The 26,027-nt window shown below is 60.6% G+C and carries 18 protein-coding genes; 13 read left to right on the top strand and 5 right to left on the bottom strand.

The features are described 5' to 3' along the window. Positions 1–40: 40 nt before the first annotated feature. From hslV to PMI30_RS16950, 4 genes are all read right to left on the bottom strand, one after another. The gene (gene hslV / locus PMI30_RS16935) at positions 41–571 is read right to left on the bottom strand and encodes an ATP-dependent protease subunit HslV (RefSeq protein ID WP_007899242.1); all 531 of its coding nucleotides are present in this window, start codon (positions 569–571) and stop codon (positions 41–43) included. A gap of 307 nt (positions 572–878) precedes the next feature. Beyond that, a complete protein-coding gene (locus PMI30_RS16940; protein WP_008009226.1) occupies positions 879–1,586 on the bottom strand; it encodes an SPOR domain-containing protein in 708 nt (235 codons plus the stop codon). Position 1,587: 1 nt separating this feature from the next. Beyond that, the gene (gene argS, locus PMI30_RS16945; RefSeq protein ID WP_032835321.1) at positions 1,588–3,324 is read right to left on the bottom strand and encodes an arginine--tRNA ligase; all 1,737 of its coding nucleotides are present in this window, start codon (positions 3,322–3,324) and stop codon (positions 1,588–1,590) included. 238 nt (positions 3,325–3,562) lie between these two features. Further along, complete coding sequence (locus PMI30_RS16950) at positions 3,563–5,782, bottom strand: primosomal protein N' (RefSeq protein ID WP_032835319.1); 2,220 nt, start codon at positions 5,780–5,782, stop codon at positions 3,563–3,565. A gap of 287 nt (positions 5,783–6,069) precedes the next feature. On the opposite strand from PMI30_RS16950, the gene rpmE reads away from it, so the two are divergent. The 3 genes from rpmE to PMI30_RS16965 all read left to right on the top strand — a co-directional run bounded on the left by rpmE (position 6,070) and on the right by PMI30_RS16965 (position 8,567). Next, entirely contained in the window at positions 6,070–6,300 is a 231-nt protein-coding gene (gene rpmE, locus PMI30_RS16955) for a 50S ribosomal protein L31 (RefSeq protein ID WP_007899231.1), read from the top strand. A gap of 14 nt (positions 6,301–6,314) precedes the next feature. Next, a complete protein-coding gene (locus PMI30_RS16960) occupies positions 6,315–7,115 on the top strand; it encodes a thermonuclease family protein (protein WP_008009219.1) in 801 nt (266 codons plus the stop codon). A gap of 183 nt (positions 7,116–7,298) precedes the next feature. Then, a complete protein-coding gene (locus tag PMI30_RS16965) occupies positions 7,299–8,567 on the top strand; it encodes a malic enzyme-like NAD(P)-binding protein (protein ID WP_007899225.1) in 1,269 nt (422 codons plus the stop codon). A gap of 256 nt (positions 8,568–8,823) precedes the next feature. Here the strand turns inward: PMI30_RS16965 and PMI30_RS16970 are convergent, their stop codons facing one another. Further along, entirely contained in the window at positions 8,824–11,262 is a 2,439-nt protein-coding gene (locus PMI30_RS16970; protein ID WP_443216302.1) for a penicillin-binding protein 1A, read from the bottom strand. A gap of 218 nt (positions 11,263–11,480) precedes the next feature. Between PMI30_RS16970 and PMI30_RS16975 the strand changes: the two genes are divergently transcribed. The 10 genes from PMI30_RS16975 to PMI30_RS17020 all read left to right on the top strand — a co-directional run bounded on the left by PMI30_RS16975 (position 11,481) and on the right by PMI30_RS17020 (position 25,963). After that, positions 11,481–12,545 (top strand): pilus assembly protein PilM, encoded by a 1,065-nt coding sequence (locus PMI30_RS16975; protein ID WP_007899221.1) that lies wholly within the window; start codon positions 11,481–11,483, stop codon positions 12,543–12,545. Next, positions 12,545–13,111, top strand: coding sequence for a PilN domain-containing protein (locus tag PMI30_RS16980; protein WP_008009214.1), 567 nt, complete (start codon positions 12,545–12,547; stop codon positions 13,109–13,111). Before PMI30_RS16975 ends, PMI30_RS16980 begins: the two co-directional genes overlap by 1 nt. Continuing rightward, positions 13,108–13,731 (top strand): type 4a pilus biogenesis protein PilO, encoded by a 624-nt coding sequence (pilO, locus tag PMI30_RS16985; RefSeq protein WP_008009212.1) that lies wholly within the window; start codon positions 13,108–13,110, stop codon positions 13,729–13,731. The genes PMI30_RS16980 and pilO overlap by 4 nt, the downstream gene beginning before the upstream one ends. Then, positions 13,728–14,255: a pilus assembly protein PilP gene (locus PMI30_RS16990; protein WP_008009210.1), complete on the top strand. Its 528-nt coding sequence runs from the start codon at positions 13,728–13,730 to the stop codon at positions 14,253–14,255. The genes pilO and PMI30_RS16990 overlap by 4 nt, the downstream gene beginning before the upstream one ends. A gap of 13 nt (positions 14,256–14,268) precedes the next feature. Then, the gene (gene pilQ, locus PMI30_RS16995; protein ID WP_008009208.1) at positions 14,269–16,344 is read left to right on the top strand and encodes a type IV pilus secretin PilQ; all 2,076 of its coding nucleotides are present in this window, start codon (positions 14,269–14,271) and stop codon (positions 16,342–16,344) included. A gap of 4 nt (positions 16,345–16,348) precedes the next feature. Further along, complete coding sequence (gene aroK, locus PMI30_RS17000) at positions 16,349–16,867, top strand: shikimate kinase AroK (protein WP_032835309.1); 519 nt, start codon at positions 16,349–16,351, stop codon at positions 16,865–16,867. Positions 16,868–17,017: 150 nt separating this feature from the next. Further along, complete coding sequence (aroB, locus tag PMI30_RS17005; RefSeq protein WP_008009204.1) at positions 17,018–18,118, top strand: 3-dehydroquinate synthase; 1,101 nt, start codon at positions 17,018–17,020, stop codon at positions 18,116–18,118. A gap of 10 nt (positions 18,119–18,128) precedes the next feature. After that, on the top strand, positions 18,129–19,715 hold the full coding sequence (locus tag PMI30_RS17010) for an SPOR domain-containing protein (protein WP_008009201.1): 1,587 nt from the start codon (positions 18,129–18,131) through the stop codon (positions 19,713–19,715). A 350-nt stretch (positions 19,716–20,065) separates the two neighbouring features. Next, positions 20,066–24,511: a glutamate synthase large subunit gene (gltB, locus tag PMI30_RS17015; protein WP_008009198.1), complete on the top strand. Its 4,446-nt coding sequence runs from the start codon at positions 20,066–20,068 to the stop codon at positions 24,509–24,511. Positions 24,512–24,544: 33 nt separating this feature from the next. Beyond that, a complete protein-coding gene (locus PMI30_RS17020; protein WP_008009196.1) occupies positions 24,545–25,963 on the top strand; it encodes an FAD-dependent oxidoreductase in 1,419 nt (472 codons plus the stop codon). Positions 25,964–26,027 lie beyond the last annotated feature (64 nt).

The following is a 26,027-nucleotide window of genomic DNA, read 5'->3' as shown; positions in this document are numbered from 1 at the left end:
CTCAAGCAAAAGTGAGCCGTGGCGCTAGGCCAAAACAGGCTTACTCAGCGAGGTCCTGCTCCTCAATGGTGAAGGTGTGGTTGGTGAACACGCAGATGTCGCCAGCGATGCCCAAGGCGGTTTCGACGATTTCCCGGGCCGACAAATCGGTTTTCTTCAGCAGGGCACTCGCGGCGGCCTGGGCGTAACCGCCGCCGGAACCCATGGCGATCAGGCCTTCTTCGGGCTCAACCACGTCACCGTTGCCGGTGATGATCAGGGAGGCATCTTTGTTGGCGACCGCGAGCATGGCTTCGAGGCGGCTCAGGGAGCGGTCGGTGCGCCATTCTTTGGCGAGTTCGACGGCGGCGCGAACCAGGTGGCCCTGATGTTTCTCAAGCTGGCCTTCGAAACGCTCGAAGAGGGTGAAGGCGTCAGCGGTGGCCCCGGCAAAACCGGCGATAACCTGGCCGTGGTAGAGGCGACGAACTTTCTTCGCGTTGCCTTTCATCACGGTATTGCCGAGCGAAACCTGGCCGTCGCCGCCCATGACGACTTTGCCGTGGCGGCGAACTGAAACGATGGTGGTCAAGGGAGAGTCTCCACGCAGCGGGGCGAAAATGCCTTATGCCAACTCATATGGGGGTGGTAGAGCGTTTTTCAACTGTAGGGCGGGAGAGGGGACGAGCGGTGTAGGGCAGGGATGGGGGTGTTGTCTGTTCGGGCGCCTTCGCGGGCAAGCCTCGCTCCTACAGAGATTTACGTGATCCTGTAGGAGCGAGGCTTGCCCGCGAAGAACGATGACGCGGTGTCCCTGGCGAAATCAGCGGCTCTGACGCCTGCTCCTGTAGGAGCGAGGCTTGCCCGCGAAGAACGATGACGCAATGCCCCTGACCGAATCAGCGACTCTGGCGTTGTTGTAACAACAGGTTGCTGAAGCCGCTACCCGCCAGTTGCTTCTGGGCGGTGGTCAGCTGTTCGCGGTTGCTGAACGGACCGACCAGCACCCGATACCAGGTCTCGTCCTTCACCGTGCCGGATTCAACCGCCACGGCCTGCCCCAGCAAGATGATCTGCGCACGCACCTTGTCGGCATCGGCTTCCTTGCGGAACGAACCCGCCTGCAGGAAGAACTTGGTCACCGGCGCAGCTTTCGCCACGGGCGGTGCTGGCGGTGGGGTGATGCCGGCTAATGCCGCTTGAGCCCGGGCGGTGTCGATCTTCGCCGCTTGCTCTGGCGTCACCGGCGTGGTCGGAATGGCCGGCACTTGTGGCGTCGGCAGGGTTTTCTCCGGTACCGCGTCCGGCGGCACAATGACTTCCGATTCCGGCAGCAAAGTGTAGAAGTCGTACTTCGGCTTCACCGGTTGCGTCGGGCTCGGCGGGGTCTTGTTGGCCTCGGCGATCTTGGTGGCTTTCTGCTGCTCGATCTTCTCGCGCTTGACGGTATCGCTGCCCTTGCCCGGCTCCAGCTTCATCAGGAACACAATGAACGCGCCGACCGTCAGGCCGATAGCCATCCACAGCCAGCCCGGGATCGGTTGCTTTGCAGGAGCTTGGTAACGGCTGGCGCCACGCTTGGGTGCTGGTTTTTTCTTGGCAGCCAACTTACATACGCTCCAGAGTTTCCAGACCCAAGAGTTCCAGGCCTTGCTTGAGGGTGCGGCCGGTCAGCGCGGCGAGGCGCAGACGGCTCTGCATTTGCACCGGGGTGTCGGCGCCGAGGATCGGGCAGTTCTCGTAGAAGCTGGAGAACAGGCCGGCAACATCGTACAGGTAGGTGCAGAGGATGTGCGGCGTGCCTTTGTCGGACACGTTATTCAGGATCTCGCCGAACTGCGCGAGTTTCGCCGCCAGCTCATGTTCGTGCGGCGCTTCGAGGACGATCTGCCCTTCGACTTCGCTGAAATCCTTGCCAAGCTTGCGGAACACGCCGGCCACCCGAGTGTAGGCGTACAGCAGATACGGCGCGGTGTTGCCTTCGAAGTTCAGCATCAGGTCGAAGTTGAAGCTGTAGTCGCTGGTGCGGTGCTTGGACAGATCGGCGTATTTCACGGCGCCGATGCCCACGACCTTGGCGATGTTGCGCAACTCGTCTTCGGCAAGCGTCGGGTTCTTCTCTTTCACCAGCGTGTAGGCGCGTTCCTGTGCTTCGGTCAGCAGGTCGATCAACTTCACGGTGCCGCCATCACGGGTCTTGAACGGACGGCCGTCGGCGCCGTTCATGGTGCCGAAGCCCATGTGTTCCATTTCCATCGGGTGCGTCACGAAACCGGCCAGGCGCGCGACCTGGAACACTTGCTGGAAGTGCAGGGCCTGGCGCTGGTCGACGAAATACAGCGCACGATCGGCCTTCAGCACGCCGCTGCGATAACGCACGGCCGCCAGGTCGGTGGTGGCGTAGAGGTAACCGCCGTCGGCCTTGACGATGATCACTGGCAGCGGGTCGCCATCGGCGTTCTTGAACTCGTCGAGGAACACGCATTGAGCGCCGTTGCTCTCGACCAGCAGGCCAGCGGCCTTGAGGTCGTTGACCACGTTGATCAGGTCGTCGTTATAGGCGCTTTCACCCATTACGTCGGCCATGGTCAGTTTGACGTTCAGCAGTTCGTAGATTTTCTGGCAGTGCGACAGCGAGATGTCTTTGAACTTGGTCCACAGCGCCAGGCAGTCCGGGTCGCCGGCTTGCAGCTTGACCACCAGGCCACGGGCGCGATCAGCGAACTCGGCGGACTCGTCGAAGCGTTGCTTGGCGGCGCGGTAGAAGTTTTCCAGGTCCGACAGCTCGTCGCTGGTGATCGGGTTTTCCTGCAGATAAGCCATCAGCATGCCGAACTGGGTGCCCCAGTCGCCAACGTGGTTCTGGCGGATCACTTCGTCGCCGAGGAATTCCAGAACCCGGGCCACGCCGTCGCCGATGATGGTCGAGCGCAAATGGCCGACGTGCATCTCCTTGGCCAGGTTCGGGGCCGACAGGTCAACCACGGTGCGCTGCACCGGGCCGGCCTTGCGTACGCCGATGTGGTCGTCGGCCAGCGCCGCGTCCAGGCGGGTCGCCAGGGCTTGAGTGTTCTGGAAGAAGTTCAGGAAGCCAGGGCCGGCGATTTCGGTCTTGGTGACGTTCTCGTCAGCCGGCAGCGCGGCGATGATTTTCTCGGCCAGGTCACGGGGTTTCATACCCGCCGGTTTGGCCAGCATCATGGCGATGTTGCTGGCGAAGTCGCCGTTTTTCTTGTCGCGAGAGTTTTCCACCTGGATCGCCGGCGACAGGCCTTCAGGCAACACACCTTCGTTGACGAGTTGGGTGATGGCTTGTTGGATCAGCTGGCGAATGGTGTCTTTCATGGTCTGCTCTTTCGACCGCAAGCGCGGCGGCGCTTCGATGCGCTGGTGGAAAAACTGGGCATTATCCGTTGCGAAGACGGGCTTGCCAACTATAGCGGGCAGGTTATGGATATGTGGTGACAAATCGGGCCCCATCGCGAGCAGGCTCGCTCCCACAGGGTAAGTGGTATGACGTAGAGCATGTGAACAACGCAGATCCCTGTGGGAGCCGGGCTTGCCCGCGATAGCAATCTTGAATTCAATACAAATCGACCGGATCCACATCCAAAGACCAACGCACCGCCCGCCCACTCGGCATCTGCTCCAAAACCAGCAACCAACTGCTCAGCAATCGATGCAGCGGTGCCCGGGCCGTCGCTTGCAGCAACAACTGTGCGCGATAACGCCCGGCCCGGCGCTCCATCGGCGCAGGCACTGGCCCCAGCAACTCAATCCCGCTCAGGTTCTGCTCGGTCAGCAAACGCTCGGCCTCGCTGCACGCTTCATCGAGGAAGCCTTCGGCTTGCCCCGGTTTATGCGCTTCGGCCCGCAGCAGCGCGAGATGCGCAAACGGCGGAAGCCCTGCGGAGCGGCGTTCGCTCAACGCCTGTTCGGCAAAGGCGAAATAGCCTTGTTCGGTCAGTTGCACCAGCAGCGGATGGTCCGCCAGGTGCGTCTGGATAATCACTTTGCCCGGCTCTTCGGCCCGCCCCGCGCGCCCGGCGACCTGGACGATCAACTGTGCCATGCGTTCGCTGGCGCGGAAATCGCCGGAGAACAGCCCGCCGTCGGCATCGAGAATCGACACCAGGGTCACCCGTGGAAAGTGGTGCCCTTTGGCAAGCATCTGTGTGCCGACCAGAATGCACGGCTGGCCTTTCTGAATGGTGGCGAACAGTTGATTCATCGCGTCTTTGCGTGAAGTGCTGTCGCGGTCGACCCGCAGCACCGGGACGTGCGGAAACAGAATCCCCAGGCGTTCTTCGGCGCGCTCGGTACCGGCACCCACGGGCCGCAAATCGACTTTGCCGCACTTCGGGCAATGCCGAGGCACTCGTTCGACGTAGCCACAATGGTGGCAACGCAGTTCACCGGAGCGCTGGTGCACGGTCATTCGTGCGTCGCAGCGCTGGCATTCAGACATCCAGCCGCAGTCGTGGCAGAGCAGCGTCGGGGCGAACCCTCGGCGGTTGAGGAACACCAGCACCTGCTGGCCGGCGGCCAGGGTCTGACCGATAGCTTGTTGCATCGGCCCGGAAATGCCGCTGTCCAGCGGACGACTTTTCACGTCCAGGCGCAGGAAACGCGGTTGCTTGGCGCCACCGGCCCGCTCATTCAGACGTAAGAGACCGTAACGACCGGTGTAGGCGTTTTGCAGGCTTTCCAGCGAAGGGGTGGCAGATCCGAGGACAATCGGGATGTTTTCCTGCCGGGCGCGGACCAGTGCCAGGTCGCGGGCGTGGTAGCGCAGGCCTTCCTGCTGTTTATAAGAGCCGTCGTGTTCTTCATCGATGATGATCAGACCTGGGTTTTTCATCGGCGTGAACAGTGCCGAACGGGTACCGATAATAATGTCGGCCTCGCCATCTCGTGCCGCCAGCCAGGCTTCCAGGCGTTCGCGGTCATTGACCGCGGAGTGGATCAGCGCGATGCGCGCATTGAAGCGCTGCTCGAAGCGCGCCAGGGTTTGCGGGCCGAGGTTGATCTCCGGGATCAGCACCAGGGCTTGCTTACCGGCCTCGAGGGTTTCGCGGATCAGCTGCAAATAGACTTCGGTCTTGCCACTGCCGGTGACACCGGCCAGCAGGAACGCGTGATAACTGTCGAATCCGGCGCGAATCGCTTCGTAAGCGGCGCGCTGCTCCGGGTTGAGCGGCAGCTCCGGTTGCGCTAGCCAGTGTTCGTGGCGCACACCGGGCGCGTGCTTGCGGATTTCTACTTGCACCAGATCCTTGGCCAGCAACAGATCGAGGCTGTCCTTGCTCAGCATCAATTTGCTCAGCAACTGATGAGCGACACCATGGGGGTGCTGGGCCAGGGTCGCCAGGGCTTCACGTTGTCTCGGTGCGCGGGCGATGCGCGGATCATCAAGGCTGGCGCCGGGTGCGGCGGACCAAAAACGCTCCTGGCGCGCTTCGGCCAGTTCACCCTGACGCAACAACACTGGCAGCGCCCAGCTCAACGTGTCGCCGAGGCTGTGCTGGTAATACTGGGAAGTCCACAGGCACAGTTTGAACAGCGCTGGCGGCAGGGGCGGCGTGGCGTCGAGCAGCGCCAGGGCCGGTTTGAGTTTTTCTGCCGGTACTTCACTGGTGTCGGTGATCTCCACCAGAATCCCGATCATCTCTCGCCTGCCAAACGGCACCCGCAAGCGCATGCCAGGGTGCAACTGGGCACGCAGGACTCCGGCCGGCGCGCGGTAGTCGAACAGGCGGCGCAGGGGCGAAGGCAGGGCGAGGCGCAAAATGGCGTTGGGCACGCGGGGGAGTCTCGATAAGCGGAAAATAAACAGCAGGGCCATGGCCCTGTGGGAGCGAGCCTGCTCGCGAAAAGGGAATGTCAGTCAGCATTCATGTCGTCTGACACACCGCTTTCGCGAGCAGGCTCGCTCCTACAGGGACGGCGCTTTGGGCCGGGAGCCTAGCAGACGGTCGGTGTAAGGGACAGCTTGCGTGATTGCAAAGGTCTGGTAGAATCCGCGGCCTAATTACGTGCGGTATTCAACAATGGTGTTGAGTGGCGGCACGCTAGCCTGAGGAATACATCATGAAAGCCGATATCCATCCAACATACGAAATCACCGCAGTTACCTGCAGCTGTGGCAACAAGTTCGAAACTCGTTCGAACCTGGCCAAGCCTCTGGCGATCGATGTATGCAACGAATGCCACCCGTTCTACACCGGTAAGCAGAAGACTCTGGATACTGGCGGCCGTGTACAGCGCTTCGCAGACCGTTTCGGCGCTTTCGGCAAGAAAGCTCCTGCTGCTGCAGAGTAAGGTTGAAAGGCCCGATGGGCTTTTCCTTGCTGATGAAAAAGGCGTCCCTCGCGGGCGCCTTTTTTGTGTCCGCGATTTGGCTTTCCGCTGCCCAGGCCTTCTGCCCGGCACCGAGCGGTCTGACGTCGGTCGCGGTGCAGCGGGTGGTGGATGGCGACACCTTGCGCCTGCGCGATGGTCGCAGCGTGCGCATGATCGGTTTGAATACGCCGGAGTTGGGCAAGCAGGGGCGTTCTGACGAGCCGTTCGCCGTGGCCGCGCGCAAGCGCCTTGAAGCTCTGGTTGCCGCCAGCGACGGGCGGGTCGGTTTGCTGCCGGGTAAAGAAAGCAAGGACCATTACGGCCGTACCCTGGCCCATGTCTATGGCGTCGATGGTGCCAACCTTGAAGCGCAGATGCTCGCCGAGGGCCTCGGTTTTCAGGTGGCGGTGGCACCGAATGTCGATTTGGTCGCCTGCCAGCAAGTGGCCGAACGCAGTGCTCGTCGGGCGGGTCTCGGGCTATGGCGACAATCACCTGTACTGAAAGCGGAGCAGATCAGCGCGTCCGGCTTCGCCATGCTCAGCGGTCGTGTGAGCAAGGTTCAGCGCAATCGCGGCGGGGTTTGGATCGAGTTGCAGGATTCGGTTGTATTGCGGGTTGCACCCAATTTGCTGGATCAATTCGATGTCGCATCGCTTGAAAAGCTCAAAGGCAAGCAAATCGAGGCTCGTGGCTGGGTGGTGGATCGTTCGCGTCGCGGCGGGTTGAAGCCGGGGCAGGCGCGCTGGCTGCTGCCGCTGACCGATCCGGCGATGTTGCAGGCAGCACCGTAAGAAAAAATTGTAGACATTTTTTCTATTAATTGTGAACAGTCTATCCCTTGTGTTCCGTGGCTCTTGGCCCAAAGTCGTAGGGCCGGGCGCTTGACAGGGGTGACTGGTCAGTCTTGTGAGGACTTTGCGAGGCGAGTATCCTCGGCGGTCCGTCTGTCCAACAGTAAAAAGCGGAATGCCCATATGTCTGATCTGAAAACTGCCGCTCTCGAATATCACGCCCATCCCCGTCCAGGGAAGCTGAGTGTCGAGCTCACCAAGGCCACCGCTACCGCCCGCGATCTGTCGCTGGCCTACAGCCCCGGCGTAGCCGAACCAGTACGCGAAATCGCCCGCGATCCTGAACTGGCCTACAAATACACCGGCAAGGGCAACCTGGTTGCAGTCATTTCCGATGGCACCGCGATTCTCGGCCTGGGTAACCTCGGCCCATTGGCTTCCAAGCCGGTTATGGAAGGTAAGGGTGTGCTGTTCAAGCGCTTCGCCGGCATTGACGTGTTCGACATCGAAGTCGACTCCGAAAGCCCGCAAGCCTTCATCGACACCGTCAAGCGTATCTCCATCACCTTCGGTGGCATCAACCTGGAAGACATCAAGGCACCTGAGTGCTTTGAGATCGAACGCGCTCTGATCGAGCAGTGCGATATTCCGGTATTCCACGATGACCAGCACGGCACCGCAATCGTTACTGCGGCCGGCATGATCAACGCCCTGGAAATCGCTGGCAAAACCCTGGCTGACGCCAAAATCGTCTGCCTGGGCGCCGGTGCCGCGGCCATCTCCTGCATGAAATTGCTGGTGAGCATGGGCGCCAACATCGAAAACATCTACATGGTTGACCGTACCGGCGTGATCCACTCCGGCCGTGACGACCTGAACCAGTACAAGGCTGTGTTCGCTCACGCGACCGAGAAACGCACCCTGGCTGACGCGCTGGAAGGCGCTGACGTGTTCGTTGGCCTGTCCGGCCCGAACCTGCTGAGCGCTGAAGGCCTGAAGTCCATGGCGGCCAACCCGATCGTGTTCGCGTGCTCGAACCCGGATCCGGAAATCTCCCCGGAACTGGCTCACGCCACCCGTAACGACGTGATCATGGCCACCGGCCGTTCGGACTACCCGAACCAGGTCAACAACGTATTGGGCTTCCCGTTCATCTTCCGTGGTGCCCTGGACGTTCGCGCCAAGCGCATCAACGAAGAAATGAAAGTGGCTGCCGCCAACGCCCTGCGTGAACTGGCCAAGCTGCCAGTGCCTCAGGAAGTGTGCGACGCCTACGGCGGCATCAAGCTGGAATTCGGTCGTGAGTACATCATTCCGAAACCAATGGATGCCCGTCTGATCACCCTGATCTCCGATGCCGTGGCCAAGGCTGCGATCGAGACCGGTGTGGCGACCCTGCCGTATCCGAAGAACTACCCGCTGAAAAGCGTGGATGACGTGTTCAACGGCTAAGCCGTTGTAGCGCTTCAACCAAAAGCCCCGGCTCTCGCGAGTCGGGGCTTTTTATTGCCTGCGGTATTTGTGGTGTCTTTGAGGGCCTCTTCGCGGGCAAGCCTCGCTCCTACGGATATGCGTTGCTCGTGATATCAGGTATGGCAGGACCCCTGTAGGAGCGAGGCTTGCCCGCGAAGGGGCCGGGACAGAAAACCCCGATATAAAAAGCCCCGCTCTTCTTTCGAAGGCGGGGCTTTTGCGTTGCGCTACACGATCAGAACAAATCGATCGGCGCTGCCTCATCCGCTGGCAGCGGGCTGCCCGGGACATTGCCGTTACCCAGCTCGTTCACCGACGGTGGTGTGTCTTCGGCCTTGAACAGTTCGAAGTAGGCGCCTGGCGTGCCAGGGCTGGCGGCACGGCCGCTGATCGGGTCAACCCGCAGGCTGAGGATGCCTTCTGGCTCCGCCTGGGTGTGAGGCGGCTTGTCTTTAAGGGCCGCCGCCATGTAGTTCATCCAGATCGGCAAGGCAACGGTGCCACCGAACTCGCGTTTGCCCAGGCTTTCCGGTTGGTCGAAACCAGTCCAGACGGTGGTCACGTAATCGGCGTTGTAGCCGGAGAACCAGGCGTCCTTGGATTCGTTGGTGGTGCCGGTCTTGCCCGCGATGTCGCTGCGGCCCAAGGCCAGTGCACGGCGACCGGTGCCGAGTTTGATCACGTCCTCCAGCATGCTGTTGAGGATGTAAGTGGTGCGCCCATCGACGATGCGCTCGGCCACGGCTGGCGTTTGTGGCGTTGGCTGGGCGCTCGGCGTTGCGCCTGGAGTGGCGTTGACCGTGAAGGTGTCGGCGGCCGGCACGGCGATGCCATCGCTGGCTACGGCGCCTTTCGGAACACTCGGCGGGTTGGCGACGAATAGCGTGTCGCCGTTGCGGCTTTCGATCTTGTCGATGATGTACGGGGTGATTTTGTAGCCGCCGTTGGCGAAGGTGCTCCAGCCGGTGGCGATTTCCATTGGTGTCAGGGTCGCGGTACCCAGGGCCAGGGACAGGTTGCGCGGCAGGTCCTGCTTGTTGAAGCCGAATTTGCTGATGTAGTCGATGGTGCGGTCGACACCCAGCGCTTGCAGCAGGCGGATCGATACCAGGTTGCGCGACTTGTAGAGCGCTTCACGCATGCGGATCGGGCCGAGGAAGGTGTTGGTGTCGTTCTTCGGACGCCAGACCTTGTCCAGGTACTCGTCGACGAACACGATCGGTGCGTCGTTCACCAGGCTGGCGGCGGTATAACCGTTGTCCAGGGCGGCGCTGTAGACGAACGGCTTGAAGCTCGAACCCGGCTGACGCTTGGCCTGCATGGCGCGGTTGTAGTTGCTCTGCTCGAAGGCGAAACCGCCGACCAGCGAACGAATGGCGCCGTTCTGCGGGTCGAGGGAAACCAGTGCGCCCTGAGCTTGCGGGATCTGGCTGAACTTGAGCGAATTGTCTGGCTGACGCTGCACGCGAATCAGATCACCGACCTGCGCGACATCCGACGGCTGCTTCGGATTGGCGCCCATGCTGTTGGTATTCAGGAAGGGGCGAGCCCACTTCATGGTGTCCCAGGCGACGTGTTCTTCGCCGGAGCGGGTCAGCACCTGCACGCCGTTCTTGTCGACCTGGGTCACGATCGCCGGTTCCAGGCTGCTGATGGTCCGCTGCTTGGTCAGCTCTACAGTCCAGGCCTCTCGGGTTTTACCTGGCAGGCGTGACTCGGGGCCGCGATAACCGTGCCGTTGGTCGTAGGTCATCAAGCCCTCGTGAACCGCGGTGTTGGCCATCTCCTGCAAATCGCTTGGTACCGTGGTGGTGACACGGAAACCTTCGGTGTACGCATCGCTGCCATAGCGGCCGACCATTTCGGCACGGGCCATTTCGGCGACGTACGGTGCGTTCACTTCCGGAGTCGGCACATGGTAGCTGGCGTTCAGCGGTTCATTGATCGCGGTGGTGTAGTCGGCTTCGGTGATCTTGCCGAGCTTGTACATGCGCCCCAGGATCCAGTCGCGGCGCTCCTTGCTGCGGGCCGGGTTGGCCAGGGGGTTAAAGCGCGACGGGGCTTTTGGCAGGCCGGCGATCATCGCCATCTGCGCCAGGCTGACGTCACGAATCGACTTGCCGTAATAGACCTGCGCCGCCGCCTCGATGCCATAGGCGCGGTTGCCCAGATAGATTTTGTTGACGTACAGCTCGAGGATCTCGTCCTTGGTCAACTGCCGTTCGATCTGCAGGGCCAGGAGGATTTCGGTGGTCTTGCGCGAGAAGCTGCGTTCGCTGGTCAGGAAGAAGTTCTTCGCCACCTGCATGGTGATGGTGCTGCCGCCGGACTGAATGTGTCCGCTTTTTACCAACTGGGTGGCGGCACGCATCAGGCTGCTGGGATCGACGCCGTAGTGGTTGGCGAAATTGTCGTCTTCAGCACTTAGTAACGCATTAATGAAATTGGGGGGAATGTCGGCGAAACGGATTGGCGTACGGCGCATTTCGCCAAATTCTGCGATCAATTTGTTGTCGCTGCTGTACACCCGCAAAGGAATCTGCAACTGAATACTTCTCAGCGCCTCCACGGATGGCAATCCGGGGCTAAGGTAAAGAAAAGCGCCGCTCAGACCCAGGAGCAGTCCGCAGAAAACGGCGACGATGGACCAACCGAAAAATTTCAGCAGACGAATCAAGGCTTTTGGATATCCAGGGCAAAGAATGAATTAGGCATCAGGGTTCAGGCTATACAGAGAATGACCCGCGCTTGCAGTGAAAGCGGAAAAAACGCTCGGCATTATAAGCATTTTTCCGTCGGGGGCGTCATTTGCGCTTCTGTCAAGACGGGGGGTATTGAACGCAATGGATATTACAGAGTCCGTAACTCACGGATAGTCATAGGGAATTGGTAGTGCTAGGACTCTTCAATAAAAAAGCCAATACGCTTTTGGGGATCGACATCAGCTCCACGTCGGTGAAGCTATTGGAGCTAAGTCGCCAGGGCGACCGCTATCGGGTCGAGGCCTATGCGGTTGAACCGCTGCCCGCCAGTGCCGTGGTCGAGAAAAATATCGCCGAGCTCGAAGGCGTGGGGCAGGCCCTTGCGCGCGTGCTGGCCAAGGCCAAAACCAGCCTCAGGAACGTCGCGGTGGCGGTGGCCGGTTCGGCGGTGATCACCAAGACCATCGAGATGGACGCCGGTCTTTCCGACGACGAGATGGAAAACCAGCTGAAGATCGAGGCCGATCAGTACATCCCTTATCCACTGGATGAAGTGGCGATCGACTTCGAAGTGCAGGGCGTGTCGGCGCGCAACCCCGAGCGGGTCAATGTGCTGCTGGCGGCGTGTCGCAAGGAAAACGTCGAAGTCCGTGAAGCGGCCCTGGCTCTGGCCGGGTTGACCGCACGCGTGGTCGATGTCGAAGCCTATGCCCTGGAGCGATCGTTCGGCCTGCTGGCAACCCAGTTGGCCGCTTCTCAGGAGCGTCTGACCGTGGCGGTGGTCGATATCGGCGCCACCATGACCACCCTGAGCGTGCTGCACAACGGGCGGATCATCTACACCCGCGAACAATTGTTCGGCGGCCGTCAACTGACGGAAGAGATCCAGCGTCGTTATGGCCTGACGGTCGAGCAGGCGGGGCTGGCGAAGAAGCAGGGCGGTTTGCCTGACGATTATGTCAGCGAGGTCTTGCAGCCGTTTCGTGATGCGCTGGTGCAGCAGGTGTCGCGTTCGTTACAGTTTTTCTTTGCCTCCGGTCAATACAACTCGGTCGATCACATCCTCCTGGCCGGCGGCACTGCCTCGGTCCCCGGGCTGGAGCGATTGATCGAGCAGCGACTGGGTACCCCGACCCAGGTCGCCAATCCATTTTCCGACATGACCCTGAGCAGCAAGGTCAACGCCGGTGCCTTGGCGAGTGATGCCCCGGCACTGATGATCGCCTGCGGGCTGGCCCTCAGGAGTTTCGACTGATGGCGCGGATCAATCTATTACCCTGGCGTGAAGAGTTGCGCGAAGGGCGTCGTAAACGCTTTTTGCTGGCGTTGGTCGGTGTGCTGGTGGGGTCAGTGGGGGCGTTGCTGATCGCGGATCAGGTCCTTAACGGCGCCATTAATCGGCAAGTCGCCCGTAACGATTACATCAGCAAGCAGATTGCCGTGGTCGACGAGCGGATCAAGCAAATCAGCGACCTGAAGGCCCGTCGACAGCAACTCGTCGAGCGCATGCGCATTATTCAGGACCTGCAAGGCAACCGACCGATCAGCGGGAGGATTTTCGATCAATTGGCGCGTACTTTGCCGGACGGAGTTTATTTCACTGAAGTGAAAATGGTCGGCAAGACGTTGTCCGTCACCGGCGCGGCGGAGTCCAATAATCGTGTTTCGGATCTGATGCGCAATCTGGATGCCTCCGACTGGTTCGATGCGCCCAATCTTACGGAGGTCAAAGCAACCACCGCTGGTCAGCTGGATCAGGCCAATGTTTTTCAGTTGACCGTCCGTCAGACTCAGCCCGCAGTTGTGGGGGGCGCTAAATGAAGCTGTCCGAATGGTTCGAAGGGTTGCGCCAGATCGATATCAGCGATCTGGACACCAACAACATGGGCTCCTGGCCTGCGCCGATCAAGGTCCTGGCGAGTGTCCTGCTGATGGTTCTGGTGCTGGCCCTGGGCTACAGCTTCTTGATCAGCGATCTGCAAAACCACCTGGAACTCAGGCGCGAGGAAGAGTCGACGCTCAAGGAGCAATTCGCGACCAAGGCCCACATGGCGGCGAATCTGGAGCTGTATACCCAGCAGATGAAGGAAATGGAGAACTCCTTCGGCATGCTGTTACGGCAGTTGCCCAGCGACACCGAAGTGCCCGGCCTGCTGGAGGACATCACCCGCACCGGCCTGGGCAGCGGCCTGGAGTTCGAAGAGATCAAGCTGCTCCCGGAAGTCACCCAGCAGTTCTACATCGAGCTACCTATCCGGATCACCGTCACCGGCGCATATCACGACCTGGCCACTTTCGTCAGCGGCGTGGCCGGGCTGCCGCGGATCGTCACCCTGCATGACTTCGACCTGGCACCGGCCAATCCCGATGGCGGCCCGAAATTGCGCATGAGCATCCTTGCCAAGACCTATCGCTACAACGACAAGGGGTTGCAGAAATGAGCCCGATTCGTTGCCTGTCGATGGTTATGTGTCTGGTTCTCCTCACTGGTTGTGGCGGCGACGCTGATTTCAGCGACCTGGACGCCTACCTGAACGAAGTGCGCCTGCGTGCACCCGGCAAGATTGAACCAACGCCGACATTCCGGTCTTACCCGACATTCGCCTACAACGCTGCCAACCTGCGTAGCCCGTTCTCCCGGCAGGTCAGAGTCGATCTGGCCGGGCAGAAACACGGCTCGCGCAACGTCAAACCCGACCCCAACCGGGTCAAGCAGTACCTCGAAGGTTTCAACATCGAGCAATTTGAAATGGTCGGCACCCTCTCCAATGCAAACGGTTCCTTCGCGCTGCTGCGCGGGGCGGGCGGCGTGCATCGGCTGAAAGTCGGCGATTACCTGGGGCGTAACGATGGACGGATCGTCGCCATCAGCGGTTCGCAAGTCGACGTGGTCGAAATCGTTCCCGATGGCGAAGGTGCCTGGCTGGAACGGCCGCGAACCATCCCTTTGAAAGAGCACTCATAGTGGAACTCGAATAATGAACAGGATTTTCTCAACCTTCGGTATTTCGCTATGGATAGCGTTTCTGTCGCCGATGGTAGTGGCGGCCAACCTCAAAGCGCTGGATGTCGCCGCGCTGCCCGGTGACCGTGTCGAGTTGAAGTTGTCGTTCGATGGACCACCGCCGCAGCCCCACGGTTACACGACAGAGCAGCCTGCGCGGATTGCGCTGGACCTGCCGGGGGTCACCAGTCAGCTGGCGAACAAGCATCGCGACCTGGGCGGCGGCAATGCCCGCAGCGCCACGGTAGTGGAGGCCAAGGACCGCACACGGCTGATCATCAGCCTGACTCAATTAACGCCATACAACGCCCGCGTCGAAGGCAACAATCTGTTTGTGGTCGTCGGGCAGGCGGCCGGTAACAAGGCGTCCAAACCGATTGCCAGCGCACCGCGCGCGGCCACTGCGGTACCCGCGCCCGCCAGAGCCAGTGCTCCCGTGGGCAAAGCCATCCGGGGCGTGGATTTCCAGCGCGGCACCCAGGGTGAGGGCAATGTGGTCATCGATCTGTCGGATCCCTCCATCGCCCCGGACATCCAGGAACGCGATGGCAAAATCATCGTCGGGTTCACCAAGACCCAACTGCCTGAACGGTTGCGCGTACGCCTCGACGTCAAGGATTTCGCCACGCCGGTGCAGTTCGTCAACGCCAGCGCCACGGGCGACCGGGCCATTATCAGTATCGAGCCCAGTGGCGCCTTCGATTATTCGACCTATCAGACTGACAACAAACTGACCGTCAGCATCCGGCCGATGACTGTCGATGACTTGCAGAAACGCAATGCCGAACGCTTTGCCTACACCGGCGAAAAACTCTCGCTGAATTTTCAGGACATCGATGTGCGCTCGGTGCTGCAACTGATCGCCGACTTCACCAACCTCAATCTGGTGGCCAGCGACACGGTGCAGGGCGGCATCACGTTGCGCCTGCAGAATGTGCCGTGGGATCAGGCGCTGGATCTGGTGTTGAAAACCAAAGGCCTGGATAAACGCAAGATTGGTAATGTGCTGCTGGTGGCGCCGGCCGATGAAATCGCTGCCCGAGAGCGTCAGGAGCTGGAGTCGCAGAAGCAGATCGCCGAACTGGCGCCTCTGCGTCGCGAGCTGTTACAGGTCAATTACGCCAAGGCCGCCGATATCGCCAAGCTGTTCCAGTCAGTGACCAGCGCCGAAGCGAAAGTCGACGAGCGAGGTTCAATCACGGTTGATGAGCGAACCAACAACATCATTGCCTACCAGACCCAGGATCGCCTCGACGAACTGCGTCGCATTGTTGCGCAACTGGATATTCCGGTGCGTCAGGTGATGATCGAGGCACGCATCGTCGAAGCCAACGTCGACTATGACAAAAGCCTCGGCGTACGCTGGGGCGGCTCGGTGCAGAAGGGCAACTGGAACACGTCCGGGGTCAACGGCTCTTCGACCACTATTGGTACGCCGGGCAGCACCAGTACCAACTCGCCGTTCGTCGACTTGGGAACCTCTGCCAATACCTCGGGGATCGGCATCGCCTTCATTACCGACAATGTGCTGCTGGACCTTGAACTTTCGGCCATGGAGAAAACCGGCAACGGGGAAATTGTCTCGCAGCCCAAGGTAGTCACGTCCGACAAGGAAACCGCGAAAATCCTCAAGGGCACCGAGATTCCCTATCAGGAAGCCAGCTCCAGCGGCGCCACCTCGGTGTCGTTCAAGGAAGCTTCGCTGTCCCTGGAAGTGACCCCGCAGATCACGCCGGACAACCGCATCATCATGGAGGTCAAAGTCACCAAGGACGAACCGGACTACCTGAACAAAGTGCAGGATGTACCGCCGATCAAGAAAAACGAGGTCAACGCCAAGGTGTTGGTCAACGACGGCGAGACCATCGTCATAGGTGGGGTTTTCTCAAATACTCAGAGCAAGGTTGTAGATAAGGTGCCATTTCTCGGTGATGTGCCGTATCTTGGCCGCCTTTTCCGGCGTGACGTGGTTTCGGAGAAAAAATCCGAGCTGCTGGTATTTCTCACTCCGCGTATCATGAACAATCAGGCGATTGCTGTGAGTCATTGATTCTGTGCGAAATTTGATTCTTGTTGGACCGATGGGGGCTGGTAAAAGCACCATCGGCCGGTTGCTGGCCAAAGAGCTGCGCCTGCCGTTCAAAGATTCCGATAAGGAAATTGAACTGCGCACGGGCGCCAATATCCCGTGGATCTTCGATAAGGAAGGCGAGCCGGGCTTTCGTGATCGCGAGCAGGCGATGATTGCCGAGCTGTGCGAGTTCGATGGCGTGGTGTTGGCGACCGGTGGCGGCGCGGTGATGCGCGAAGCCAATCGTCGAGCGCTGCACGCCGGTGGTCGGGTGGTGTATCTGCATGCGTCTGTCGAGCAGCAGGTCGGCCGAACGGCTCGCGATCGCAATCGGCCACTGTTGCGCACCGCCGATCCAGCGAAGACCTTGCGGGACTTGCTGGCGATCCGTGATCCGCTGTATCGGGAGATCGCCGACCTGGTGGTTGAAACCGATGAGCGGCCGCCGCGGATGGTGGTGCTCGATATCCTCGAACGCTTGCAGCAGCTACCGCCCCGTTAATGCGCGGCGCGAAATGCGCTATCCTCGGCGTCCTGTCGCAGCCGCTCAAGGTTGTGGCAGCTGGCTACCGAATGGCGTCACACCAGCAGACGCCATGGAATTCGTAAACTCAAGGCAGGACGCCTGATTCCATCTTCACTGTGGGGACACATGCAGACACTCAAGGTCGATCTAGGCGAGCGCAGCTACCCGATTCATATTGGCGAAGGTTTGTTGGATCAGCCTGAGCTGCTGGCCCCGCATATCCGCGGGCGGCAAGTAGCGATCATCTCCAACGAGACCGTCGCGCCGCTCTACCTGGAGCGTCTGACCCGCAGCCTCGCGCAGTTCTCGGTGATTTCCGTGGTGCTTCCCGACGGCGAAGCCTTCAAGACCTGGGAAACCCTGCAACTGATTTTCGACGGCCTGCTGACTGCACGGCACGATCGCCGTACCACGGTGATCGCCCTCGGTGGCGGTGTAATCGGTGACATGGCCGGTTTTGCGGCCGCCTGCTACCAGCGAGGCGTCGATTTCATCCAGATACCAACCACGTTGTTGTCGCAAGTCGACTCTTCGGTGGGCGGCAAGACCGGGATCAATCACCCGCTGGGCAAGAACATGGTCGGTGCCTTCTATCAGCCCAACGTGGTGCTGATCGATACCGCCACCCTCAACACCCTGCCGCCCCGCGAACTGTCCGCCGGGCTGGCGGAAGTCATCAAATACGGGCTGATCTGCGACGAGCCATTCCTGACCTGGCTCGAAGAAAACGTCGATCGCCTGCGAGCGCTGGACCAGACCGCCCTGACTTACGCCATCGAACGCTCCTGCGCGGCCAAGGCTGCGGTGGTCGGTGCCGACGAGAAAGAGACGGGCGTACGTGCCACGTTGAATCTGGGCCACACCTTTGGCCACGCGATCGAAACCCACATGGGCTATGGTGTCTGGCTTCATGGTGAAGCAGTCGCTGCTGGCACCGTAATGGCTTTGGAGATGTCCGCGCGCCTGGGCTGGATCAGCGAACAGGAGCGTGATCGCGGTATTCGCCTGTTCCAGCGGGCCGGCCTGCCGGTCATCCCGCCGCAAGAGATGACCGAAGCCGATTTTCTCGAGCACATGGCAATTGACAAGAAAGTGATCGACGGTCGTTTGCGCCTGGTGCTGCTGCGCCACATGGGCGAAGCAGTGGTGACCGACGATTATCCGAAAGAGGTTTTACAGGCCACGCTGGGGGCGGATTACCGCGCCTTGGCTCAGCTTAAAGGTTAATAAGATCCCGATGACTAGTTTGCATGCCGACGAGGCTTTCCTCGGCCATTACCAGTTAAGTCATGACCCTTTCGCTCCACGGGTGCCTGGCTTCAAATTTTTCCCGGCCCAGCGCAAACCGGTGCTGGGGCAACTGCATCATCTGGCCCGTTACAGCCAGTTGTTGCTGGTGGTCACTGGCCCTCAAGGCAGCGGCAAAACCCTGTTGCGTCAGGCTCTGGTGGCTAGTACCAACAAACAGTCAGTGCAGAGCGTGGTGGTTTCCGCCCGTGGTGCCGGCGATGCAGCCGGTATGCTGCGCCAGGTGGCTCAGGCGCTGAACGTCGAGCAGGCCGAAATCGGCGCCATTCTGGCCCAAGTGGTACAGCTTGCCCTCACGGGGCAGGAAGTCTATTTGCTGGTGGATGATGCCGAACAACTCGACGAATCCGCGTTGGAGGCCTTGCTGGCTTTGGCCGCGGGTGCGCCGGAAGGTCGCCCGCACGTGTTCCTGTTCGGCGAGTCCTCGCTGATTGCCCAACTTGAAGCGCTGACCCTTGAGGAAGAGCGTTTCCATGTCATCGAATTGCAGCCCTACACCGAAGAAGAAACCCGCGAATATCTGGACCAGCGTCTTGAAGGCGCCGGCCGGGGTATCGAACTTTTTACCGCGGATCAGATCTCTGATATTCACGAAAGCTCCGACGGTTGGCCTGGCACCATCAACCAGGTCGCCCGCGATGCGATGATCGAAGCCATGATTGCCAGCCGCTCAGCGGTGAAGCGTCCAAGTATGGGGTTCAACATGCCGAAGAAACACGTATTGGCGATTTCCGCCGTTGTCGTGGTCGCGGTAGCCGCCGCCTGGTTGATGCCGGGTCGCAGCAAAGCGCCGACCACCGGCGCACCTGCCAACGAACAGGCGCAACTGCCGCTGGGCCAGGGCACGCCACAACCTGACAGCGGTGGCGCTCCCTCCGTCGAGTTCGCCGGTAATTCGCAACCGATGCCGTTGCCGTTGGTCGGCAACTCGCAGCCGGTGATGCGTGGTCCGTTGGCCGAAGCGGCCGGTGGTATCACCGAAGGCGATGACGGCGTGCCGGTCGAAGGTTCCAGCGCTACACCGCCAACCGTGACCACGACTGCGCCGCCTGCCGGCGTCCAGCCAGGCCCGGCACCAACGCCTGCCGCCAAACCGGTTCCAGCGCCGACTCAGGTCGCGACAGCCAAGCCAGCGCCTGCACCTGTTGCCAAACCGGCTCCAGCGCCCGCCAAGCCGGCCGTCGCCGTCAAACCTGCCGAGAAGCCAGTCACCGTGGCCAAAGCCGCCGGTGGCAGCTGGTACGCAGGCCAGGCGCCGGGTAACTACGTGGTGCAAATCCTCGGCACCAGCTCCGAATCGGCCGCGCAAAGCTTCGTCAAGGAGCAGGGCGGCGAGTACCGTTATTTCAAGAAAGTACTCAACGGCAAGCCGCTTTACGTCATCACCTACGGTAGCTTCGCTAACCGCGATGCAGCCGTTACCGCTATCAAGGCCTTGCCAGCGAAGGTTCAGGCTGGTAAACCTTGGCCTCGCACTGTCGCCAGCGTCCAACAGGAACTGGCAACAACTCGCTGAAGATTCGGCGGCCTTACCCAGGCCGCCTCTCCAAGCACCTCAAAATTTCTGCAAGTGCATGCCGCCTCTACAGGCCGCGTGCCTTGTGGTGTCTGCGTCACAGTAGTCTTTGAGTCGCTGCGGTCAAAATTAAAAAAGTTTTGACTAGCACAGCATATCGCTTTAAACCTTTCACAAATGCGACATAGATTTGCGACATTTCGTCGTCAAATTTGTGAGCCTCCGTGTCGGTGTGTACAATGACCTCCCTTTTGCCCCCACAAAGCTGGCGTACGTTCGGCGTGGATGGTAACTGGTTGAATTGAAAAGAAATTTGTCTCGATAAGAGGCAGCCTGGTGAGAAAGTGTCTATGAAAGCAGGTCTGTACCAACCAGATGAATTCAAGGATAACTGCGGTTTCGGCCTGATAGCCCATATGCAGGGCGAGCCCAGTCATACCCTTTTGCAAACGGCCATTGAGGCCCTGACCTGCATGACCCACCGCGGTGGGATCAACGCCGACGGCAAGACCGGTGACGGTTGCGGTCTGCTGATTCAAAAGCCGGATGTATTCCTGCGTGCCATCGCCCAGGAAACCTTCGGCGTCGAACTGCCCAAGCAATACGCTGTGGGCATGGTCTTCTTCAACCAGGACCCGGTGAAAGCCGAAGCGGCTCGCGAGCACATGAACCGCGAGATCCTGGCCGAAGGCCTGACCTTGGTCGGCTGGCGCAAAGTGCCGATCGACACCAGTGTCCTCGGCCGTCTGGCCCTCGAGCGCCTGCCGCAGATCGAACAAGTGTTCATCGGTGGTGAAGGCTTGAGCGATCAGGACATGGCGATCAAGCTGTTCAGCGCCCGTCGTCGTTCGTCCGTGGCCAACGCCGCCGACGTCGATCACTACATCTGCAGCTTTTCCCACAAGACCATCATTTATAAAGGCCTGATGATGCCGGCGGACTTGACCGCCTTCTATCCAGACCTGAGCGACCAGCGCCTGCAAACCTCGATCTGCGTGTTCCACCAGCGCTTTTCGACCAACACCTTGCCGAAATGGCCGCTGGCGCAGCCGTTCCGCTTCCTCGCCCACAACGGCGAGATCAACACCATCACCGGCAACCGCAACTGGGCTCAGGCCCGTCGCACCAAGTTCACCAACGATCTGATGGATCTGGAAGAACTCGGCCCGCTGGTGAACCGTGTCGGTTCCGACTCCTCCAGCATGGACAACATGCTCGAGTTGATGGTCACCGGTGGCATCGACCTGTTCCGTGGCGTGCGGATGATCATTCCGCCTGCGTGGCAGAACGTCGAAACCATGGACCCGGATCTGCGTGCGTTCTACGAATACAACTCGATGCACATGGAACCGTGGGACGGCCCGGCCGGCGTGGTAATGACTGACGGTCGTTACGCGGTGTGCCTGCTCGACCGTAACGGTCTGCGTCCGGCGCGTTGGGTCACCACCAAGAACGGCTTCATTACCCTGGCCTCGGAAATCGGTGTCTGGAACTACCAGCCTGAAGACGTGATCGCCAAAGGTCGCGTTGGCCCTGGCCAGATCTTTGCCGTGGACACCGAAACCGGTCAGATCCTCGACACCGACGCCATCGACAACCGCTTGAAGTCCCGTCATCCGTACAAGCAATGGCTGCGCAAGAATGCCCTGCGCATCCAGGCGACCATGGAAGACAACGACCATGGTTCGGCGTTCTACGACGTCGATCAGCTCAAGCAGTACATGAAGATGTATCAGGTCACGTTCGAGGAGCGCGACCAGGTGCTGCGTCCGCTCGGCGAGCAAGGCTACGAAGCCGTCGGCTCGATGGGCGACGATACGCCGATGGCCGTGCTGTCCCAGCGCGTGCGCACGCCGTACGACTATTTCCGCCAGCAGTTCGCGCAGGTAACCAACCCGCCGATCGACCCGCTGCGTGAAGCCATCGTCATGTCGCTGGAAATCTGCCTCGGTGCCGAGCGCAACATTTTCCAGGAGTCGCCGGAACACGCCTCGCGTGTGATCCTCAGCTCGCCGGTCATTTCCCCGGCCAAGTGGCGCTCGCTGATGAACCTCGATCGTCCGGGCTTCGAACGCCAGATCATCGACCTCAACTATGACGAGAGCGTCGGCCTCGAAGCCGCAGTGCGCAATGTTGCCGATCAGGCTGAAGAAGCCGTTCGCGCCGGTCGCACCCAGATCGTGCTGAGTGACCGTCACATCTCCCCGGGCAAGTTGCCGATCCACGCTTCGCTGGCGACCGGTGCGGTACACCACCGCCTGACCGAAAAAGGCCTGCGTTGCGACTCCAACATCCTGGTGGAAACCGCTACCGCTCGCGATCCGCATCACTTCGCGGTGCTGATCGGTTTCGGTGCCTCGGCGGTCTATCCGTTCCTGGCCTACGAAGTGCTGGGCGACCTGATCCGCACCGGTGAAGTGCTGGGCGACCTCTATGAGGTGTTCAAGAACTACCGTAAAGGCATCACCAAAGGCCTGCTGAAGATCCTGTCGAAGATGGGCATCTCCACCATCGCCTCGTACCGCGGTGCGCAACTGTTCGAGGCGATCGGCCTGTCCGAAGAAGTCTGCGACCTGAGCTTCCGTGGCGTGCCAAGCCGCATCAAGGGCGCGCGTTTCGTCGACATCGAAGCCGAGCAGAAAGCCCTGGCGGCCGAAGCCTGGAGCCCGCGCAAGCCGATCCAGCAAGGTGGCCTGCTGAAGTTCGTCCACGGTGGCGAATATCACGCCTACAACCCGGACGTGGTCAGCACTCTGCAAGCCGCTGTGCAGCAGGGCGACTACAGCAAGTTCAAGGAATACACGGCGCTGGTGGACAACCGTCCGGTGTCGATGATCCGCGATCTGTTCAAGGTCAAGACCCTGGACACGCCGCTGGACATCAGCGAGATCGAACCGTTGGAATCGGTGCTCAAGCGCTTTGACTCCGCGGGCATCTCTTTGGGCGCATTGTCGCCGGAAGCCCACGAAGCCCTGGCCGAAGCGATGAACCGCCTCGGTGCGCGTTCCAACTCCGGCGAAGGCGGTGAAGACCCGGCGCGCTACGGCACCATCAAGAGCTCGAAAATCAAGCAGGTCGCCACTGGCCGTTTCGGTGTGACCCCGGAATACCTGGTCAACGCTGAAGTGTTGCAGATCAAAGTCGCTCAGGGCGCCAAGCCGGGCGAAGGCGGTCAGCTGCCAGGTGGCAAGGTCAACGGTCTGATCGCCAAGCTGCGTTACGCAGTGCCGGGCGTGACCCTGATCTCGCCTCCACCGCACCACGACATCTATTCGATCGAAGACTTGTCGCAGCTGATTTTCGACCTGAAACAAGTCAACCCGAAGGCTTTGGTCTCGGTGAAGCTGGTCGCAGAAGCGGGCGTCGGCACCATCGCTGCCGGTGTGGCCAAGGCCTACGCGGACTTGATCACCATCTCCGGCTACGACGGCGGCACCGGTGCATCGCCGCTGACCTCGATCAAATACGCGGGCGCTCCGTGGGAGCTCGGCCTGGCCGAAACCCACCAGACCCTGCGCGGCAACGACCTGCGCGGCAAGGTCCGTGTACAGACTGACGGTGGCCTGAAAACCGGCCTCGACGTGATCAAGGCCGCGATCCTCGGCGCTGAAAGCTTCGGCTTCGGCACCGCGCCAATGATCGCCCTGGGCTGCAAATACCTGCGTATTTGCCACCTGAACAACTGCGCCACCGGCGTTGCGACTCAAAACGAGAAGCTGCGCAAGGATCACTACATCGGTACCGTCGACATGGTGGTGAATTTCTTCACCTACGTCGCCGAAGAAACCCGTGAGTGGCTGGCCAAGCTGGGCGTGCGCTCCCTCGAAGAGCTGATCGGCCGTACCGATCTGCTGGAAATCCTCGAAGGCCAGACCGCCAAGCAGAACCACCTGGACCTGACCCCGTTGCTGGGCAGCGATCACATCCCGGCAGACAAGCCTCAGTTCTGCCAGGTCGACCGCAACCCGCCGTTCGACAAAGGCCTGCTGGCCGAGAAAATGGTCGACCTGGCCACCTCGGCCATCAACGACATGAGCGGCGCTGATTTCGCCCTGGATATCTGCAACTGCGACCGTTCCATCGGCGCACGGATCTCCGGTGAAATTGCTCGCAAGCATGGCAACCAGGGCATGGCCAACGCGCCGATCACCTTCCGCTTCAAAGGCACGGCGGGTCAGAGCTTCGGTGTGTGGAACGCCGGCGGCCTGAACATGTACCTGGAAGGCGATGCCAACGACTACGTCGGCAAAGGCATGACCGGCGGCAAGCTGGTCATCGTTCCGCCGAAGGGCAGCATCTACAAGACTCAGGACAGCGCCATTATCGGCAACACCTGCCTGTATGGCGCCACCGGGGGCAAGCTGTTCGCCGCCGGTACCGCGGGCGAGCGTTTCGCGGTGCGTAACTCCGGTGCTCACACTGTCGTGGAAGGCACTGGCGATCACTGCTGCGAGTACATGACCGGTGGTTTCGTCTGCGTGTTGGGCAAGACCGGTTACAACTTCGGCTCCGGCATGACCGGCGGTTTCGCCTACGTGCTCGACCAGGACAACACCTTCGTTGACCGGGTCAACCACGAACTGGTGGAAATCCAGCGGATCAGCGGTGAGGCGATGGAAGCCTATCGCAGCCACCTGCAACGCGTGCTGAACGAATACGTCGAGGAAACCGACAGCGAGTGGGGTCGTAACCTCGCTGAAAACCTCGATGACTATCTGCGTCGTTTCTGGCTGGTCAAGCCCAAGGCTGCCAACCTGAAATCGTTGCTTTCCAGCACCCGTGCCAACCCGCAGTGATATGCGCCTGAAGAGTTTGATGAGGTTTTAACAATGGCTGAACGTCTGAATAACGACTTCCAGTTCATCGATGTCGGGCGCAAGGATCCGAAGAAGAAACTGTTGCGTCAACGCAAGAAAGAGTTCGTGGAAATCTACGAACCGTTCAAACCCCAGCAGTCGGCCGACCAGGCCCACCGCTGCCTGGGTTGCGGTAACCCGTATTGCGAATGGAAGTGCCCGGTGCACAACTTCATTCCCAACTGGCTCAAGCTGGTGGCCGAGGGCAACATCCTCGCCGCCGCCGAGCTGTCGCACCAGACCAACACCCTGCCGGAAGTCTGTGGCCGTGTGTGTCCCCAGGATCGCCTGTGCGAGGGTGCCTGCACCCTCAACGACGGTTTCGGCGCGGTGACCATTGGTTCGGTGGAGAAGTACATCACCGATACCGCGTTCGCCATGGGCTGGCGCCCGGACATGTCCAAGGTCAAACCGACCGGCAAGCGTGTCGCGGTAATCGGCGCGGGCCCTGCCGGCCTGGGCTGTGCCGACGTGCTGGTACGCGGCGGCGTGACTCCGGTGGTGTTCGACAAGAACCCGGAAATCGGTGGTTTGCTGACCTTCGGGATCCCCGAGTTCAAGCTGGAAAAGACCGTGCTGAGCAATCGCCGCGAAGTCTTCATCGGCATGGGTATCGAGTTCCGTCTGAACACCGAAGTGGGCAAGGACGTGACCATCGAGCAACTGCTCGAAGAATACGATGCCGTGTTCATGGGCATGGGCACCTACACCTACATGAAGGGCGGCTTTGCCGGTGAAGATCTGCCGGGCGTGCACGACGCGCTGGACTTCTTGATCGCCAACGTCAACCGCAACCTGGGCTTTGAAAAGTCGCCGGAAGATTTCGTCGACATGAAAGGCAAGAAGGTCGTGGTACTGGGTGGCGGCGACACGGCGATGGACTGCAACCGTACTTCGATTCGCCAGGGCGCCAAGTCGGTGACCTGTGCCTATCGTCGCGATGAAGCGAACATGCCGGGCTCGCGCAAAGAGGTGAAGAACGCCAAGGAAGAAGGCGTGAAATTCCTCTACAACCGCCAGCCGATCGCGATCGTCGGTGAAGACCGTGTCGAAGGCGTGAAGGTGGTCGAGACCCGTCTCGGCGAACCGGACGCCCGTGGCCGTCGCAGCCCCGAGCCGATCCCGGGCTCCGAAGAGATCATCCCGGCCGACGCCGTGGTCATCGCCTTCGGTTTCCGTCCAAGCCCGGCGTCGTGGTTCGAGCAGTTCAGCATCCAGACCGACAGCCAGGGCCGCGTCGTGGCGCCGGAACAAGGTCAGTACAAGCACCAGACCAGCAACCCGAAAATCTTCGCCGGTGGCGACATGGTGCGCGGTTCCGACCTGGTGGTAACGGCGATCTTCGAAGGCCGCAATGCCGCTGAAGGGATCCTGGATTACCTGGGCGTTTAACCCCGAATCCTGAGCTGAAATGCAGTAACCCTGTGGGAGCGAGCCTGCTCGCGATAGCGGTGTA

Origin of the sequence: Pseudomonas sp. GM50 (assembly GCF_000282375.1) — a bacterium.
Taxonomy (GTDB): domain Bacteria; phylum Pseudomonadota; class Gammaproteobacteria; order Pseudomonadales; family Pseudomonadaceae; genus Aquipseudomonas.
This window is presented reverse-complemented; position numbering and strand designations above follow the sequence as displayed.

Coding starts and splice junctions, on each gene's coding strand:
- rpmE (WP_007899231.1), top strand. CDS start 6,070: ATGAAAGCCGATATCCATCCAACATACGAAATCACCGCAGTTACCTGC.
- PMI30_RS16990 (WP_008009210.1), top strand. CDS start 13,728: ATGAGCCCGATTCGTTGCCTGTCGATGGTTATGTGTCTGGTTCTCCTC.
- PMI30_RS16980 (WP_008009214.1), top strand. CDS start 12,545: ATGGCGCGGATCAATCTATTACCCTGGCGTGAAGAGTTGCGCGAAGGG.
- PMI30_RS17010 (WP_008009201.1), top strand. CDS start 18,129: ATGACTAGTTTGCATGCCGACGAGGCTTTCCTCGGCCATTACCAGTTA.
- PMI30_RS16965 (WP_007899225.1), top strand. CDS start 7,299: ATGTCTGATCTGAAAACTGCCGCTCTCGAATATCACGCCCATCCCCGT.
- aroB (WP_008009204.1), top strand. CDS start 17,018: ATGCAGACACTCAAGGTCGATCTAGGCGAGCGCAGCTACCCGATTCAT.
- pilQ (WP_008009208.1), top strand. CDS start 14,269: ATGAACAGGATTTTCTCAACCTTCGGTATTTCGCTATGGATAGCGTTT.
- gltB (WP_008009198.1), top strand. CDS start 20,066: ATGAAAGCAGGTCTGTACCAACCAGATGAATTCAAGGATAACTGCGGT.
- PMI30_RS16960 (WP_008009219.1), top strand. CDS start 6,315: ATGGGCTTTTCCTTGCTGATGAAAAAGGCGTCCCTCGCGGGCGCCTTT.
- pilO (WP_008009212.1), top strand. CDS start 13,108: ATGAAGCTGTCCGAATGGTTCGAAGGGTTGCGCCAGATCGATATCAGC.
- PMI30_RS17020 (WP_008009196.1), top strand. CDS start 24,545: ATGGCTGAACGTCTGAATAACGACTTCCAGTTCATCGATGTCGGGCGC.
- argS (WP_032835321.1), bottom strand. CDS start 3,324: ATGAAAGACACCATTCGCCAGCTGATCCAACAAGCCATCACCCAACTC.